Source organism: Bradyrhizobium zhengyangense (assembly GCF_022012435.1).
GTDB classification, from domain to species: domain Bacteria; phylum Pseudomonadota; class Alphaproteobacteria; order Rhizobiales; family Xanthobacteraceae; genus Bradyrhizobium; species Bradyrhizobium zhengyangense.
In genome coordinates, this window is the sequence record NZ_JAKLUA010000006.1 from 115,295 (window position 1) to 130,672 (window position 15,378).

13 protein-coding genes are annotated in these 15,378 nt (G+C 64.8%); 8 read left to right on the forward strand and 5 right to left on the reverse strand.

The window, feature by feature from the left end; genetic code table 11:
• The first annotated feature begins 7 nt into the window (after positions 1–7).
• The 3 genes from L6637_RS19905 to L6637_RS19915 are packed head-to-tail and all read left to right on the forward strand — an operon-like array spanning position 8 to position 2,531.
• Positions 8–1,399 (forward strand): MATE family efflux transporter, encoded by a 1,392-nt coding sequence (locus L6637_RS19905; protein ID WP_237860567.1) that lies wholly within the window; start codon positions 8–10, stop codon positions 1,397–1,399.
• Entirely contained in the window at positions 1,396–1,884 is a 489-nt protein-coding gene (locus tag L6637_RS19910; RefSeq protein WP_237871797.1) for a DUF2867 domain-containing protein, read from the forward strand. Before L6637_RS19905 ends, L6637_RS19910 begins: the two co-directional genes overlap by 4 nt.
• Positions 1,881–2,531 (forward strand): 2-hydroxychromene-2-carboxylate isomerase, encoded by a 651-nt coding sequence (locus L6637_RS19915; RefSeq protein WP_237871799.1) that lies wholly within the window; start codon positions 1,881–1,883, stop codon positions 2,529–2,531. The genes L6637_RS19910 and L6637_RS19915 overlap by 4 nt, the downstream gene beginning before the upstream one ends.
• Position 2,532: 1 nt before the next feature.
• Here L6637_RS19915 and L6637_RS19920 read toward each other — a convergent pair whose 3' ends face one another.
• Positions 2,533–3,648 (reverse strand): FUSC family protein, encoded by a 1,116-nt coding sequence (locus L6637_RS19920; RefSeq protein WP_237871961.1) that lies wholly within the window; start codon positions 3,646–3,648, stop codon positions 2,533–2,535.
• Between the two features lie 123 nt (positions 3,649–3,771).
• Between L6637_RS19920 and L6637_RS19925 the strand changes: the two genes are divergently transcribed.
• Entirely contained in the window at positions 3,772–5,142 is a 1,371-nt protein-coding gene (locus tag L6637_RS19925) for an MmgE/PrpD family protein (RefSeq protein ID WP_237860574.1), read from the forward strand.
• A 4-nt stretch (positions 5,143–5,146) separates the two neighbouring features.
• Here L6637_RS19925 and L6637_RS19930 read toward each other — a convergent pair whose 3' ends face one another.
• Together L6637_RS19930 and L6637_RS19935 are read right to left on the reverse strand one after the other, a co-directional pair.
• On the reverse strand, positions 5,147–6,574 hold the full coding sequence (locus tag L6637_RS19930; RefSeq protein ID WP_237871801.1) for a serine hydrolase domain-containing protein: 1,428 nt from the start codon (positions 6,572–6,574) through the stop codon (positions 5,147–5,149).
• Positions 6,575–6,718: 144 nt separating this feature from the next.
• Positions 6,719–7,780 carry an AraC family transcriptional regulator gene (locus L6637_RS19935; protein WP_237860579.1) on the reverse strand — a complete coding sequence of 354 codons (1,062 nt, stop codon included), beginning with the start codon at positions 7,778–7,780 and terminating at the stop codon, positions 6,719–6,721.
• Positions 7,781–8,022: 242 nt separating this feature from the next.
• On the opposite strand from L6637_RS19935, the gene L6637_RS19940 reads away from it, so the two are divergent.
• Entirely contained in the window at positions 8,023–8,940 is a 918-nt protein-coding gene (locus tag L6637_RS19940) for a pirin family protein (protein WP_237860582.1), read from the forward strand.
• A gap of 77 nt (positions 8,941–9,017) precedes the next feature.
• Positions 9,018–9,932 (forward strand): phosphoribosylaminoimidazolesuccinocarboxamide synthase, encoded by a 915-nt coding sequence (locus L6637_RS19945; RefSeq protein ID WP_237860585.1) that lies wholly within the window; start codon positions 9,018–9,020, stop codon positions 9,930–9,932.
• Between the two features lie 162 nt (positions 9,933–10,094).
• Here the strand turns inward: L6637_RS19945 and L6637_RS19950 are convergent, their stop codons facing one another.
• Both L6637_RS19950 and L6637_RS19955 read right to left on the reverse strand, forming a co-directional pair.
• Positions 10,095–11,588 carry an NAD-dependent succinate-semialdehyde dehydrogenase gene (locus tag L6637_RS19950; RefSeq protein ID WP_237860587.1) on the reverse strand — a complete coding sequence of 498 codons (1,494 nt, stop codon included), beginning with the start codon at positions 11,586–11,588 and terminating at the stop codon, positions 10,095–10,097.
• 120 nt (positions 11,589–11,708) lie between these two features.
• Positions 11,709–12,029, reverse strand: coding sequence for a hypothetical protein (locus L6637_RS19955; RefSeq protein WP_128948714.1), 321 nt, complete (start codon positions 12,027–12,029; stop codon positions 11,709–11,711).
• A 339-nt stretch (positions 12,030–12,368) separates the two neighbouring features.
• Between L6637_RS19955 and L6637_RS19960 the strand changes: the two genes are divergently transcribed.
• Together L6637_RS19960 and L6637_RS19965 are read left to right on the forward strand one after the other, a co-directional pair.
• Positions 12,369–13,562 (forward strand): serine hydrolase domain-containing protein, encoded by a 1,194-nt coding sequence (locus L6637_RS19960; RefSeq protein WP_237860588.1) that lies wholly within the window; start codon positions 12,369–12,371, stop codon positions 13,560–13,562.
• 109 nt (positions 13,563–13,671) lie between these two features.
• Entirely contained in the window at positions 13,672–15,378 is a 1,707-nt protein-coding gene (locus tag L6637_RS19965) for an AMP-binding protein (protein ID WP_237871803.1), read from the forward strand.

Sequence of the window (15,378 nt, forward strand, 5' to 3'; positions counted from 1 at the left end):
CGCGGCCATGCTCGACACCGTCCAACCACAACAGCCGCCGCAAACAGGCGTGCAAAGCCATCTCACGCAGGAATTCGTCGAGACGCTGCGGCTCGCTGTGCCGATGATGCTGACACAGCTCGGGCAGATCGCGATGATCACGAGCGATCTCGCGCTGATCGGGCGGCTCGGCGAAGATTCGGTCGCGGCTGCGGCACTTGCGCACACCGTCTATTTCGTCAGCTTCACCTTCGGGCTCGGCCTGATGGCCGCGGTGTCGCCGCTGGCAGCCCAGGCGTTCGGGGCCGGCGACGTCAGGCGCGTCCGCCTCTCCCTGCGCGTCGGCCTGTGGGTCGCGCTGCTGATCTCGCTGCCGATGATGGCTTCGCCGCTGTATGGCGAGCACATCCTGATCGCGCTCGGACAGGCGCCGCATTCGGCCGCGCTTGCGCAGCGCTATCTGAATGGCCTTGCCTGGGGCATCGCGCCCGCGCTCGGCTTCATCGCGATCCGCAGCATGATGAGCGCGGTGAACCGGCCGCAGCCGCCGCTATGGATTACGCTGGCGGCGATCCCTGCGAATTTCGCGCTGGTCTATTGCCTGATCCATGGCCTGTTCGGCTTGCCGGAGCTCGGCCTGTTCGGCGCGGGGCTTGGGACCACGCTGGTCAATCTCGGCACCTTTATCGCCGCGCTTGCCGTTGCGGCATGGCGCAAGCCGTTCGCCGACTACCATCCGCTCACGCGTCTCTGGCGGATCGACTGGCCGTTGATGCGCCAGCTGATCGCGATCGGCGCGCCGATCTCGTTCTCGCTGTTGCTGGAATACGGTCTGTTCTCTTCGGCTGCGCTGTTGATGGGCCTGATCTCGACCACCGCGCTCGCCGCGCACCAGATCGCGCTCCAGGTCACCGCCGTGCTGTTCATGGTCCCGCTCGGCATCGGCATGGCCGCGACGGTGCGGGTCGGTCACGCCTTCGGCCGCGACGACCCGGCCGGCGTGCGGCGCGCGGGCCTCGTCGCCGCGGTGCTCGGGATTGCATTTGTCTCGGCCCTGACCGTCGCCATTATCCTTGGGCGCTATGAGCTGGGGCGGCTGTTCTTCGGCAGCGACGCGGCCAGCGCGCCGACGATCGAGCTCACTGCGAGACTTCTCCTGGTCGGCGCGACCTTCTTCATCGCCGATGCGCTCCAGACCATCATGGGCGGCGCCCTGCGCGGCATCAATGACACCAGGATGACGCTGGTGTTCGCAGCCATTGGCTATTGGTGCGTCGGCTTTCCGATCGCCTGGATGCTCGCCTTCCACGCCGATCTCGGCGCGGTCGGGGTCTGGACCGGGCTGTCGGTCGGATCGTTCGTCTATGCCGGACTCTTGATCTTGCGATTCCGGATGCTGACGCGCAAAATCGCGGGATGACAGGATCCGTTCGCGAAATCACCCCCGAGGTCGATGCCGGCGCCTTGCTCTCAGGCGCCCAGTTCATCGATGCCTTTCGTGTCGAGGTCGGCGCGAGGCCATTGAGCGCCCGCGAGGCCTGCACAAGAATGGTGGTGCACGGGCCGCGCTGGGTCGATGTGCTGACCCGCTTGCGCAACATCCTGGTGAAACCCCTTGGACTGAAGACGTCGGGCGAGGGCTCTCCGGCTCCGCACGGCATGATCGGCCTGTTTCCCGTGCTGAGCGAAACGCCGGAGCGTCTGATCGCCGGCTTTGACGACTACCATCTCGATTTCCGCGTCGTGGTCGACGTCGCCGGCGATGCGGCGGACCGGCAGGTGACGTTGACCACCCTGGTGCGGACCAACAACCTGCTCGGGCGCACCTACCTCGCGCTGATCGTACCGTTCCACAAGCTCGTGGCCCGCGGCATGATGGGAGACATCGCGGAGCCGGCGCGATGACGCTGTCCGTCGATCTGTTCTTTTCCTTTCGCAGCCCGTTCAGCTATCTGGCGCTGCCGAAGACGCTAAAGCTGGTCGAAGAGTACGACCTCGCGGTGAACCTGCGGCCGGTCTATCCGATCGCGGTGCGCATACCCGGCTTCTTCAAGAAGGCCAGCCCGAACTTCATCCGCTATGTGGTGCTGGACAGCACGCGCGTGGCGCAGCACGAGGGCATTCCGTTTCGCTTTCCGCGGCCCGACCCGGTCGTGCAGGACAAGACGACGTTCGATGTCGCGGCCGAGCAGCCCTACATCCACCGGCTGACCCGGTTAGGTGCGATGGCGCAGCTCGAAGGCCGGGCACTCGCGTTCACGGATGCGATCGCGCGCGTGCTGTGGGATGGCTCGGTCGCGGGCTGGAACGAGGGCGATCACCTCGCGCGCGCCGCGGAGAAGGCCGGGTTCGATCTCGCCGCGATGGATGCGGCGATCAGCGCCGATCCCGATCGCTACGAGCAGGTGATCACGGAGAATGAAAAGGATCACGCGGCGTCAGGCCATTGGGGCGTGCCGACCTTCGTGTTCGAGAACGAGCCGTTCTTCGGGCAGGACCGCATCGACCTGCTGCTCTGGCGCTTGCAGAGCAAGGGGCTCGCGAAGAGGTAACTCACTCCGCGACCTTCACCGGCCCATCGACTGCCGCCTCCGACCATTCGCCGACGACGCGGTCGAGGTCGCAGAGATTCTGGTGCATCTGCTCCAGCGAGAAGCCGAGCGCAAAGAAGCGCTCGGCGGTGTCGCTCGCATGGCCGCGGATCAATCCGTCCTGGCGCACCGCCGCCACCGCCTCGGAATAATGCGCAAGCGCGACGTGAACCGGGTGGATCGGCGGCGCGCCGGCACCCTCGCGCAGGGCTTCGGCTGCCGACTTCAGGAAGCGCAGGATCGCCGTGCTCACCTCTGCCAGGGGACCTGCAAGCCTCACCTGCACCTCGGCCGGCAGCGGCACCACGGTGGCGCGGCCGATCATCACGACGTCGTGGCGCAGCCGCAGGATCGTGCGCAACAAGGGGCCGGTGTCCGGACCGCTCGACAGCCGCGCCGAACGCTCGCGCTCGGCCTCGGCGCCGATGGTGTTCATACCGACCATGGCGGTGCCGATGCCGTCCTGAATCCGATGCAGCGCATCGTTGTCGCGGCCGCGCGTGAGGCCGGCGAGCAGTTCGTTGAAGGCCTCCGCAATCAGCTCCAGCAGTTTCGCCGCACTGGCGCGAATCTGCCGCACCGCGCGCGAGGGCAGCACCAGGAAGGAGACGAGCAGTCCCGTCACCGCGCCGACCGAAACCTCGCAGACGCGGTCGATCGCCGAAGCCATGGGATCGGCATGATGCATCGACGGCAGCACCAGCACGATCACCGCCGTCACCGTCGCGGAGCTCAGATTCGGATAGAGCGCTGCGAGAAAGGAAAGCGGCGCCACGGCCAGCATCAGCAAGCCCAGCAGGCCGAGTTCACTGGAATACGGAATCAGGATGGCGATCGCGCCGCCATAGATCGCGCCGCCGATGGTGCCGAGCATGTAGTCGCGCGTCGCCTTCAGCGAGCGGCCGACGCTCATCTGGGTCACGATGATCGACGTCAGCACGGCCCAGAGCGGCAACAACAGATGCAGCGCGGTGGCGAGCGCATAGGCGCCGGTGGCCGCGACGGTGACCCGGACCGCCAGCCCCAATTGCGTCCTGCGCGACCAGACGCGGTCGAACAGCTCTCTTGCTGAAATCATCATCTGAAGTCCCGGTCCGATCCCATCGCGCCAACCAAAAGCATAGCTGATGCCCGCGGCCCCAAGGCCGCTTGAAAGGCAAAATCAGCCCGCCTAACTTGCCGGCCAAAACGAGGAAACACGATGGCCCACGAAACCGCAACGCTCGCCGCCTATGTCGCCAAGCTGAAATTCGCCGATATTCCGGCGGAGGTGCTGGATCGCGCCAAGGTGCTGACGCTGGACTTTCTGGGCAGCGCCATCCGGGCGCGGCGCGAGGCCGAATCCACCCCGTCGCTGCTGAAGATGCTGGAAGCGCTGTCGCTCGACACCAAGGGCGATTCCACCGTGTTCGGCGACAGCAAGACCTGGACCCCGGCCGTGGCGGCGCTGCTGAACGGCGCCCTCGGTCATTCCCTCGATTTCGACGATACGCATGCGGATTCCTCGCTGCATCCGAGCGCGCCGGTGGTTCCGGCCGCCTTTGCCGTCGGTGAGATGGTCGGTGCCTCGGGGCGCGACGTGCTGACCGCGATCGTCGCGGGCTATGAGGTCTGCTGCCGGCTCGGCAATGCGCTCGACCCGACCTCGCATTATGCGCGCGGCTTCCACCCGACCGCGACCGCCGGTACCTATGGCGCGGCAGCTGCGGCGGCGAAGCTGTTCGGGCTCTCCGAGCAACAGATCATCGCCGCCTTCGGCGTCGCCGGCAGCCAGGCCGCGGGCTCGCTGCAATTTTTGATGAACGGCGCCTGGAACAAGCGCTACCAGGTCGGCGCCGCCGCGATGAACGGCGTGATCGCCGCGACGCTGGCGCGCAACGATTTCGTCGGCGCGACGGAATCGGTCGAAGGCAAGCACGGCCTGCTCGCCGGCTACACCGACGATGCGCATCCCGACAAGGCGGTCGCCGGGCTCGGCAGGACCTACGAGACCATGAAGATCGGCGTGAAACCCTATCCGAGCTGCCGCTACACTCATGCCGCGATCGACGCGCTGATCGCGATGCGGCGCGAGCACAATCTGACGCCCGACCAGGTCAAGCGCGTCGAGATCGGCCTGCATCGCAACGGCATCACACTGACCGGCGATGCCGCCACCAAACGGCATCCGACCTCGATCGTCGGCGGCCAATTCTCGATGTTCTTCACCGGCGCGCTCGCGCTTGATCAAGGCTCGTTCGGCTGGGACGACTACGCCAGGCTGGGCGATGCCGCGATCGACGCACTCGCCGACAAGTTCGACGTGGTGCAGGATGACCGGTTAGAGGTCGGCCGCACCCATCCCTTCGGCGCCCGCGTCAGCATCACGACTGAAGATGGCGTGCATGAGCGGCTCTATGCCGATCCGTCCGGCGAGCCGAATTCATTCCCGGATGCACAGGCGATGCAGCAGAAGTTTCTGACGCTGGCGCGGCCCGTGCTCAATGCACGGGCCGACAAGTTCGCCGATGCGATCATGACGCTGGAGCGGTTCGATCGCGTGGCGACGGCGACGGAGCTGGGACGGCAGTAGCGGCCTAATTCGCACCCGCCAACTTCCCCTGCTCGCGCGTGACAGCCACGACATCGCGCACGAGATCGAACACGCCATCCACTTCGGGCGGCCAATTCTGCGAGCGGCCCATTCGCACGATCACCAGACGTTCCGATGGAATGATGATCGCGTACTGCCCGATCGTGCCCTTGGCGAAGAAGGCATCGCGCGGCCAGCCGTGCTTGATGCGAAAATTTGCGCCAAAGCTGTCGCCCTGGTTGGTCCAGAAGCCCGCGCCGATGCCGACCCAGGCATTTGGCGTGGCGGACGCCGAGTAGTTCACCCAGCCCTCCGGCAGGATACGCTTGCCGCCGACGACGCCGTCATCGAGATAAAGCTGGCCGAACCGCGCCCAGTCGCGCGCGGACGCCATCATCTCGCCGGAGCCCTCGATCGTGCCCGAAGCGTCGAGCTGCAGCGTGACGTGATGCATGCCGAGCGGCGCGAACAACTCGTGGCGCGCGAAGGCGAGCGCATCGGCGGGCTTGCCGCCGGCGGCGTTGCGGATCAACTGCGCGAGGATGAGGTAGTTGCCGTCGTGATAGTTCCACGCCGTCCCCGGCGCTGTCGCGAGCGGCGCGCGCTCGGCAAAGCTCGCCATATCGTCCTCGGCATATTTCATGGTGTTGACCGGTTCGAGCACGGAGCCAAGCTTGGCCTCCAACGAGCTTCCGAGCGCAATGCCGGCGGTGTGACGCAACAACTGATCGACGGTGATGGCATGGCGCGGATCGTCAGGACTTTGCCAGGCGGCGACAGGCGCGGGCCCGGCGAGCTTCAGCTTGCCCTGGCGCACGAGGATGCCCGTCAGCGCCGACATCACCGACTTCGTCATGGAGAAGCCGAGCAGTTGCGTCTCCGGCCCGACGCCGTCGGCGTAGCGCTCGGCGATGATGCGGCCGGCCTTCATGACGACGATCGCGCGGGTGCGGCGATAAGGCGGCTGCGCGGGCTCAGTGAAGGCGCGGTCGAGCGCGGCTGCCAGGCCCTCGCTTTGCGGGGCGACAAGTCCCGGACCAGCGATCTCGGGCAACAAGGCAGGCTGCTTGTCGTCGGACGGCAATGCGACATTGGCAATCCCCTGCCCGTGCTCGAGTGTGCAGCCGAGCCCCTCGCGATAGACAGCATGGCTGCGGCCGATGCCGAACAGGGACACCGTGACATCCTTGCGCGTGCGATCGACCTGAAGATCCATCGCCCAGGTCAGCAGATCCGTGCCCGGCATCGCGCCGGTGGTGTCCGTGAGGTCGCGCCTGACATCGAGGCCGGAGACGAAAAATTCCGAGCAGAGCGTGTGGGCGATGAAGCCGGTGGCAACCTTCGGCACATCGCGGGCCCGCGCCGCGCCGAGCGCGAGGCCAGCACAGGCAATGGCGCTGGTGAGGAGGAGTATCTTGCGGCGGCGGGTCACGGGCTTTCTCCGGCTATGGGGCGAATGCGAAGAGCAGGCCGGATGCGGGCGAACCACGCTCGCCGGATTTGGAAATCGGCCTCGCCGAAACTGATCGGGGCTGATTGATTTCGGAATTCTTATGTAATTTCAAAGGCCTGAAATCTAGGCCGCGTCGGCCTTGAGCCGCCGGTACTCCGTCGGCGTCACGCCGGTCACCGACTTGAAGGCGCGGTTGAACGGGCCGAGGGACTGGAAGCCGGCGTCCATCGCGATGGTGATGACGGGAACCTCGGCCTGGGTGGGATCGGCCAGCGCCGCCTTGGCTTCCTCGATGCGGTGGTTGTTCAGGAACACATTGAAGTTGCGATAGCCGAGCCGTTGGTTGATCAGCCGGCGCAGCCGGTATTCCGGGATCTTCAGCCGGCCCGCCAGCACGCCGATGGTGATGTTCTCCTGGCGATAGATCCGCTCGTCCGCCATCAGCCGCATCAGGGCGTCGATGAGCTTTTGATCGGCGGCGTCATCGGCCGCAGGCTGACTGAAAACAATTGGCGGCGCCGCCTCCACTGCTGCCGGAAACAGATCCGCCCCGTCAACGCGCATCATGGCATAGACGATCGCAGCGACGGTGCAGGTCAGCGCGCCGGCATTGATGGTTTCGGCGACAGCACCGACGTGGTCGCCGGCGGCGGCAATCTGGAGCACCGCGTTCAGCCCGCCATAGAGCGCGATCGCGCAGACGATGAAGACGCGAACGCGGCGGCGGCGTTCGACCAGGTCGGCCGGCCAGGAGGCGATCATCTGCCCGACCGCAAGCGCGATGAAACCGAGCACGATCAGATTGACCATCGTCACCGAGAACCGCACATGGCCGCTGGGTGCAATCCAGACGCAGCCCGCGAAGCTGTAGGCCATCACCAGCGCCCAGATCAAACCGTGCCACCAGCGCAGGCGAAACTCGTCGTCGAACAGGGCACGCGTGAACAACCAGAACACCACGATGGTGCCGGTCGACAACGCGATCAGCGGTGCGTGCCAGAGCGGAACCCGCGACGTGACGTCCAGCGAATAGCTCACCGCATGCGCGACCGAGCCGAGCACAAAGGCCGCACCAAGGCGGGCAGCCAGCACATTGCGATAATCATGCAGCAGCGACGCCGCCAGCATCAGCAGCAGCGCGACGCTGGCGGCGCGAAAGGCGAGGTCGAGGGTGGCAAGGGTCATTGGACGCTGCGATCAGTCGCGGTTGCGGTCGGTCGAACATCGTTTGTTGGGCGCCTTTTTTCAAGGACCATCCGCGCACCACTGCTGGAGCGGCATCCACCGCTGTCATCGCCCGGCTCAAGCCGGGGCATGACAGCAGAGGATGTGGAGCTATTGCCCGCGAAGTCCGACGCAGGCTTTGTCGCGACGGCTATACGAAATTCTGCTACGATTAAGCGCAAGAAAGTCAAAAGGAGCCCGTCATGAGCTGGATGCCTGATAACGATCCCGTGCTCGGCGATCCCAAAACATGCGATGCGCTCGATCTCGTCATCGTGCCGCGCACCCGCGATCTCGGCGACGGATTCGAGGTGCGGCGGGCGCTGCCGCATGGCAAGCGGCAGATGGTCGGGCCCTTCATCTTCTTCGATCATTTCGGCCCCGTGCAGTTCGTCTCCGGCAAGGGCATGGACGTGCGGCCGCATCCGCATATCGGCCTTGCCACCGTGACCTATCTGTTCGACGGCTCCATCATGCATCGCGACAGCGAAGGCAATGTGCAGGAGATCGCGCCCGGCGCAATGAATCTCATGACCGCCGGGCGCGGCATCGCCCATTCCGAGCGCACGCCGGATGTGCAGCGCGCCTCGGGGCAGAAGATGCTCGGCCTGCAAAGCTGGATCGCGCTGCCTGAAGGCTCCGAGGAGATCGAGCCCTCGTTCCAGCATTATGCGGCGGGCGATCTGCCGATGATCTCCGAGCGCGATTTTACCGCGCGGGTGATCGCCGGATCCGCCTTCGGCATCGCCTCGCCGGTGAAGATGGTCTCGCCCTGGTTCTACACCGAGGTCACGGCCACCGCCGGCGCGACAGTACCGCTCGACCCCGATCACGAGGAGCGCGCGATCTATGTCGTCGACGGCGAGGTCGAGATCGCCAATGAGCGCTATGAAGGGCCCCGGCTGCTGATCTTCCGCCCCGGCGACCGCATCACAGTGAAGGCGCTCAAGGCGACGCGAATGATGTTTCTCGGCGGCGATGCATTGGAAGGCCCGCGCCACATCTGGTGGAATTTCGTCTCGTCCAGCAAGGAGCGGATCGAGCAGGCCAAGCAGGACTGGAAAACCGGTCGCTTCGCCGCAGTTCCGCAGGAACATGAGTTCATTCCGCTACCGGAATAGGCTAATCCGGTGCCCGGCCGCACCATCAGGCGCGGCCGGACTTATTTCCTGAAGGCCAAATCTACGAAAGCCTTGCGATGACCACCATGCTCTCCAGCGACCTGCCCCTGACCAAGATCGGCCGTGGCAAGGTGCGCGATATCTACGCCGTCGACGACGACCGCCTGCTGCTCCTCACCACCGACCGCATCAGCGCCTTCGACGTCGTGATGGGCGAGACCATCCCGATGAAGGGCGCGGTGCTGACCCAGATCAGCGCGTACTGGTTCAACAAGCTCGAAGGCATCGTGCCGCATCATATGATCAGCGCCGACACCGACGAGATCATCGCGGCCGTACCGGCGTTAAAGCCGCATCGTGCCGAGATCCTCGGCCGCGCCATGCTGTCCCGCCGCACTACCGTGTTTCCGATCGAATGCGTGATCCGCGGCTATCTCTCCGGCTCGGCCTGGAAGGAATATGCGGCGAGCGGCACGCTGGCGGGCGAGAAGCTGAAACCCGGCCTCGTCGAGAGCGAGAAGCTCGAGCCTTCAATCTTCAGCCCCGCGACCAAGGCCGAGACCGGTCATGACGAGAACATCACCATCGCGAAGATGCGCGAGGTCGTCGGCGACGAGGTGGCCTACACGCTCGAAAGCATGACGCGCGCGATCTACACGCTCGGCGAGGAGCTGGCGCGCGAGCAGGGCATCATCATCGCCGATACCAAGTTCGAGTTCGGCCGCGACAAGAACGGCCGCATCATCCTGATCGACGAAGTCATGACGCCGGACTCATCGCGCTTCTGGGCGGTCGATGCCTACAAGCCCGGCCAGTCGCAGGCGAGTTTCGACAAGCAGCCCTTGCGCGATTATCTCGACGCCGAGCGCCGCGCCGGCCGCTGGAACGGCGACGCCCCGCCGCCACCACTGCCGGCGAGTGTGGTGGATGCAACGAGCAAGCGGTACCTGGAAGCATATCGGCGGGTGACGGGCGAAGAGCTGAAGATTTAGCTCGGCTATATACTCTCGCTCCGTCATTGCGAGGAGCTCTTGCGGCGAAGCAATCCAGACTGTCTCAGTGGAAAGTTTCTGGATTGCTTCGCTTCCGCCTACGCTCTTCGAGCTACAGCGGACAAGTCGCTCGCAATGACGTGGAGGGACTCATGCGAGGCCTCACACCCCCGCCATCATCACGTATTTGATCTCGACATATTCCTCCATGCCGTGACGTGAGCCTTCGCGGCCGAGGCCGCTTTCCTTGACGCCGCCGAAGGGCGCGACCTCTGTCGTGATCAGGCCGGTGTTGACGCCCACCATGCCCGACTCCAGCGCTTCGGCGACGCGCCAAACGCGACCGATATCGCGGGAGTAGAAGTACGAGGCGAGGCCGAACGGCGAGGCGTTGCACATCGCGATGACGTCGGCTTCGTCCTTGAAGCGGATCACCGGCGCGAGCGGACCAAAAGTCTCCTCCTGGGAGACCAGCGAGTCCGGCTTCACATCAGCGAGCACCGTCGGCTCGAAGAAGGAGCGTCCGAGCTCGCTGCGCTTGCCGCCGGTGACGATTTTGGCGCCGCGCTTGACGGCATCCGCGATGTGACGCTCGACCTTGTCGACCGCCTTCATGTTGATCAGCGGGCCTTGCGTGACTCCACTCTCGGTGCCGTCGCCGATCTTCATCGCCGCGACCTTCGCCGACAGCTTCTTGACGAACTCGTCGTAGATCTTGTCCTGGGCGTAGAGGCGATTGGCGCAGACGCAGGTCTGGCCCATGTTGCGGTATTTCGAGACGATCGCGCCTTCAACCGCCGCGTCGATGTCGGCGTCGTCGAACACCACGAACGGCGCGTTGCCGCCGAGCTCGAGGCCGAGCCGCTTCACGCCGACCGAGGCCTGCTGGTAGAGGATCTTGCCGACGGCGGTCGAGCCGGTGAAGCCGACGAAGCGCACCGCCGGATGCTCGCACAACACCTTGCCGATCGGCGGCGCATCACCAGTGATGATGTTGAGCACGCCCTTGGGGATGCCGGCCTTCTCGGCGAGCACGGCCAGCGCGAGGGCCGAAAGCGGCGTCTCGTTGGCGGGCTTGAGGACCACGGTACAGCCCGCGGCCAGCGCCGGCGAGACCTTTCGCGTGATCATCGAGTTGGGGAAGTTCCACGGGGTGATGGCACCGCAGACGCCGATCGGCTGCTTGATCGCGAGCAGCCGCGCATCCGGCCGCTGCGTCGGAATGGTCTCGCCATAGACGCGGCGGGCTTCTTCCGCAAAGAACTCGATATAGGCGGCGCCGATATCGACCTCGCCAAGCGCTTCCGACAGCGGCTTGCCCTGTTCGGAGGTCAGGATCAGCGCGAGGTCCTCGCGGTTGGCGATGATCAGCTCGAACCATTTGCGCAAAATGTTGGAGCGCTGCTTGGCGGTGTGCTTGGCCCAGGCTGGAAACGCGCGCTGCGCGGCTTCGACCGCTTTAGTGGTATCATCAGCGCCGAGCTGCGGGACCTTTGCAATCTCGACACCGGTCGCGGGATTGTTCACGGCAAAAACCGGCGTGCCGACCCAGGCGCCGTCGATGTAGCAGGCCTCCTTCAGCAGCGACGGGTCCTTCAACCGGTCACGCAGGGTGGCGGTGGCGAGCTGGGCGCGTGCAGCGGCGGTCGGGGTCATGGCGTTACTCCTCGGACGATCATTTGGGGCGATCGGATCGGCCGGAATATAGGGACATCAGGCGCACAATGCACCGTCCCGCAACGCACATCTGCCGGGAGCTAAACTCGGAGCGGGATGTTACGCCGCGCCGCTCATATAGGTCTCGCGCCGGCCGATCATGCGTTCGGCCGCGGCCTTGGCGCTGGCCTTCGAGGAGGTCGCGCAGGTCCGGTATTCGAGATCGGGCGCATCCGAGGTATCGCGGCGGCCGAACCAGGACTTTGAGCCGACCGGCAGCAGCGCCAGCGCCTGGGCCAGATTGTCGACCGCGCCGAACGAATAGAGCGCGCCCGATCCGGCGATCCGCACCTCGTAAATGCCGGGCGAGATCGGCGCTTCCAGATTGTCGCCGCGTCCGGGACGGGGATAGCGCTTCCATTCGCTCCAGGTCGAAATCATTTTAAAGTCCCCTCGCGACCGATGGCGGTCGCCAATTTGTATCAAGTACCAACGTCAGCCGCCGATCGGGCCACGAGCTGAACGCCGCAACGCACAAAATGTTTCAAGTGCTTCAAACACCGGAAACATACTGCCTGAGCCTATCCAAGGTCACGGCCGGTTGCGGCCATCCACCGCAGATTGCGAAGAAGTGTTGCAGATCAGTCGTCCCGCGCGGAGCGCAGAGCGTCAAGTCACGACATCGCGACCACAGGGTGCATATCGCCACGCTTGCCGCGCGCGCCTTGCGGGAGGACAATCCGAACACTTCCAACAATAATCAAACCGGAGGAAACGCTGATGCAAAGCAAAGCCCAGATCGACGAGATTCTGCGCAAGATGAGCGATGCCAAGGACATTCCCGGCGTTGTTGCGATCGCCGCCAGCGGCAGCGACATTCTTTATCACGGCGCGTTCGGCAAGCGCGACCTGTCCAAGCCCGATGCGATGACAGCAGATAGCGTGTTCTGGATCGCCTCGATGACGAAGGCGGTGACATCAGCGGGCGCGATGCAGCTGGTCGAGCAAGGCAAGCTGTCGCTCGATGCGCCGATGGGATCGCTGCTGCCCGACCTCGCCAACCCGCAAGTGCTGGAAGGCTTTGACACCAAGGGCGAGCCAAAACTGCGGCCGGCGAAGCGTGCGATCACGCTGCGCCAGCTCATGACCCACACCGCAGGCTTCTGCTACGATATGTGGAACGGCGAATTCGCGCGCTATATGGAAAAGACCGGCACGCCGGGAATCATCACCTGTCAGAACGCCGCGCTGAAGACACCTGTGATGACCGATCCCGGCACACGCTGGGAATACGGCACCAACATCGATTTCGTCGGCAAGGCGGTGGAAGCCGTCAGCGGCAAGCGGCTCGATGCTTATCTGCGCGACAATCTGTTTGCGCCGCTCGGCATGAGCGACACCGGCTTCAAGATCAGCGACGGCATGCGCAAGCGCCTCGTCGGCATGCACGCCCGCGGCGAGGACGGCCAGCTTGCCGCGATGCCGTTCGAGCTCGAGCAGAATCCGGAATTCCACATGGGTGGCGGCGGCCTCTATTCGACCGCGGCCGACTACATCAAGTTCACCCAGATGATCCTGAACAAGGGCCGCGGCAACGGCAATCAGGTGCTGAAACCCGAGACGGTCGCCATGATGGGACAGAACCAGATGGGCGATCTCAACATGACCAAGATGACGACGGCAGCACCGCCCTACACCAACGACGTCGATCTCTATCCGGATCAGGCGAAGAAATGGGGCCTCAGCTTCATGATCAACACCGCCAAGACCGCTGAGGGACGCAGCGCCGGCAGCCTCGCCTGGGCGGGCCTCGCCAACACCTATTACTGGATCGACCCGGCGCGCGACGTCACCGGCGTGATCCTGATGCAGCTGCTGCCGTTCGCGGATGCGAAATGCCTGCAGGCCTTCGCCGGCTTCGAGCGCGGCGTCTATGCCGGGCTCGATGCCGGAAGCGGGCAAAAGGCCGCGTAACCCCTTAGTATGAGGCGCGCGGCGTCGCGCGCCTCATCAGCAACGGATAACCTCGTGCCCAAACGCCAACGGCTTCAGGGCACGAGGCAATGATTTCGAGGAGACGACCTTGGCGAACGATCTTGCAGGCAAAGCCGACAGTTATGTGTGCGGCATCTCGGACGCGCCGCTGCTCGGCGACACCATCGGCCGCAGCCTCGACCACGCGGTGCGGCGCTGGGGCGGCCGCGAGGCGCTGGTCTCACCGAGCCACGGCGTGCGATGGACCTGGAAGGATTTCGCCGAACGGGTCGATGCGCTCGCCGCGGGCTTTCTCGCGCTTGGCCTCGAGCGCGGTGAGCGGATCGGCATCTGGTCGCTGAACCGGCCGGAATGGACGCTGACCCAGTTCGCCGCCGCCAAGGCCGGCTTGATCCTGGTGACGATCAATCCCGCCTATCGATTGAGCGAACTTGAATTCGCCCTGAAGAAGGTCGGCTGCGCTGCGATCGTCACCGCGACGGCGTTCAAGACCAGCCAATACATGGAGATGCTCAACACGCTGCTGCCGGAGCTGGCGAGCGCCGCGCCGGGGAAGCTCCAGGCAGCGCGGCTGCCGGCGCTGCGGATCGTGATCCAGATTGGCGGCCCTTCAGCATCGGGGACCATCCCGTTCGAGGACGTCGCCCGCATGGGCGGGCCTGCGCATCGCGAGCAGCTTGCTGCTCTCGGCGCCGCGCTTCAGTTCGACGATCCCGTCAATATCCAGTTCACCAGCGGCACCACGGGCTCGCCCAAGGGCGTGACGTTGACCCACCACAATATTCTCAACAACGGCTATTTCACGGGGCGCGCGATGCGGCTGACGGAAGCGGATCGCATCTGCATTCCCGTCCCGCTCTACCACTGCTTCGGCATGGTGATGGGCAACCTCGCCTCCGTCACACTGGGTGCGACCATGGTCTATCCCGGCGAGGGGTTTGATCCGCTGGCGACGTTGCGCGCGATCGAGCAGGAGAAATGCACGACGCTCTACGGCGTGCCGACCATGTTCATCGCGGAGCTCGATCATCCTGAATTCAAGAATTTCAATCTGAAATCGTTGCGCACCGGCATCATGGCCGGCGCGCCCTGCCCGATTGAGGTGATGAAGCGCGTCAACACCGAGATGAACATGCGCGAGGTCACAATCGCCTATGGCATGACCGAGACCAGTCCGGTCAGCTTCCAGAGCGCGACGGACGACCCGCTGGAGCGGCGCGTTTCCACCGTCGGGCGGATTCATCCGCATGTCGAGGTGAAGGTCGTCGATCTCGAAGGCAAGATCGTCAAGCGCGGCGAGCGTGGCGAGCTCTGCACTCGCGGCTACAGCGTCATGCTGGGCTATTGGGAGGAGAAGGAAAAGACCGGCGACGTGCTCGACGCCGCCGGCTGGATGCACACCGGCGACCTCGCCACCATCGACGACGAGGGCTATTGCAACATCGTCGGACGCATCAAGGATCTGGTGATCCGCGGCGGCGAGAACCTGTATCCGCGCGAGATCGAGGAATTCTTGTACCGTCATCCCAAGATCCAGGACGTGCAGATCTTTGGCGTCGCCGATACGCGCTATGGCGAGGAGCTCTGCGCCTGGATCCGCGTGAGATCAGGCGAAACGCTGACCGCCGAAGAAGTCCGCGGCTTCTGCGACGGCCAGATCGCCCACAACAAGATCCCGCGCTACGTCGAGTTCGTTGACGAATTCCCGATGACCGTGACCGGCAAGATCCAGAAATTCGTGATGCGGGATGCCGTGGAGCAGCGGCTGGGGCTAAAGGCGACGAAGACGGCGTGA

What these genes read in the sequence shown, in the direction of transcription:
- L6637_RS19905 (WP_237860567.1), top strand. Translation starts at nt 8, where the DNA reads ATGCTCGACACCGTCCAACCACAACAGCCGCCGCAAACAGGCGTGCAA.
- L6637_RS19910 (WP_237871797.1), top strand. Translation starts at nt 1,396, where the DNA reads ATGACAGGATCCGTTCGCGAAATCACCCCCGAGGTCGATGCCGGCGCC.
- L6637_RS19915 (WP_237871799.1), top strand. Translation starts at nt 1,881, where the DNA reads ATGACGCTGTCCGTCGATCTGTTCTTTTCCTTTCGCAGCCCGTTCAGC.
- L6637_RS19920 (WP_237871961.1), bottom strand. Translation starts at nt 3,648, where the DNA reads ATGATTTCAGCAAGAGAGCTGTTCGACCGCGTCTGGTCGCGCAGGACG.
- L6637_RS19925 (WP_237860574.1), top strand. Translation starts at nt 3,772, where the DNA reads ATGGCCCACGAAACCGCAACGCTCGCCGCCTATGTCGCCAAGCTGAAA.
- L6637_RS19935 (WP_237860579.1), bottom strand. Translation starts at nt 7,780, where the DNA reads ATGACCCTTGCCACCCTCGACCTCGCCTTTCGCGCCGCCAGCGTCGCG.
- L6637_RS19940 (WP_237860582.1), top strand. Translation starts at nt 8,023, where the DNA reads ATGAGCTGGATGCCTGATAACGATCCCGTGCTCGGCGATCCCAAAACA.
- L6637_RS19945 (WP_237860585.1), top strand. Translation starts at nt 9,018, where the DNA reads ATGACCACCATGCTCTCCAGCGACCTGCCCCTGACCAAGATCGGCCGT.
- L6637_RS19950 (WP_237860587.1), bottom strand. Translation starts at nt 11,588, where the DNA reads ATGACCCCGACCGCCGCTGCACGCGCCCAGCTCGCCACCGCCACCCTG.
- L6637_RS19955 (WP_128948714.1), bottom strand. Translation starts at nt 12,029, where the DNA reads ATGATTTCGACCTGGAGCGAATGGAAGCGCTATCCCCGTCCCGGACGC.
- L6637_RS19960 (WP_237860588.1), top strand. Translation starts at nt 12,369, where the DNA reads ATGCAAAGCAAAGCCCAGATCGACGAGATTCTGCGCAAGATGAGCGAT.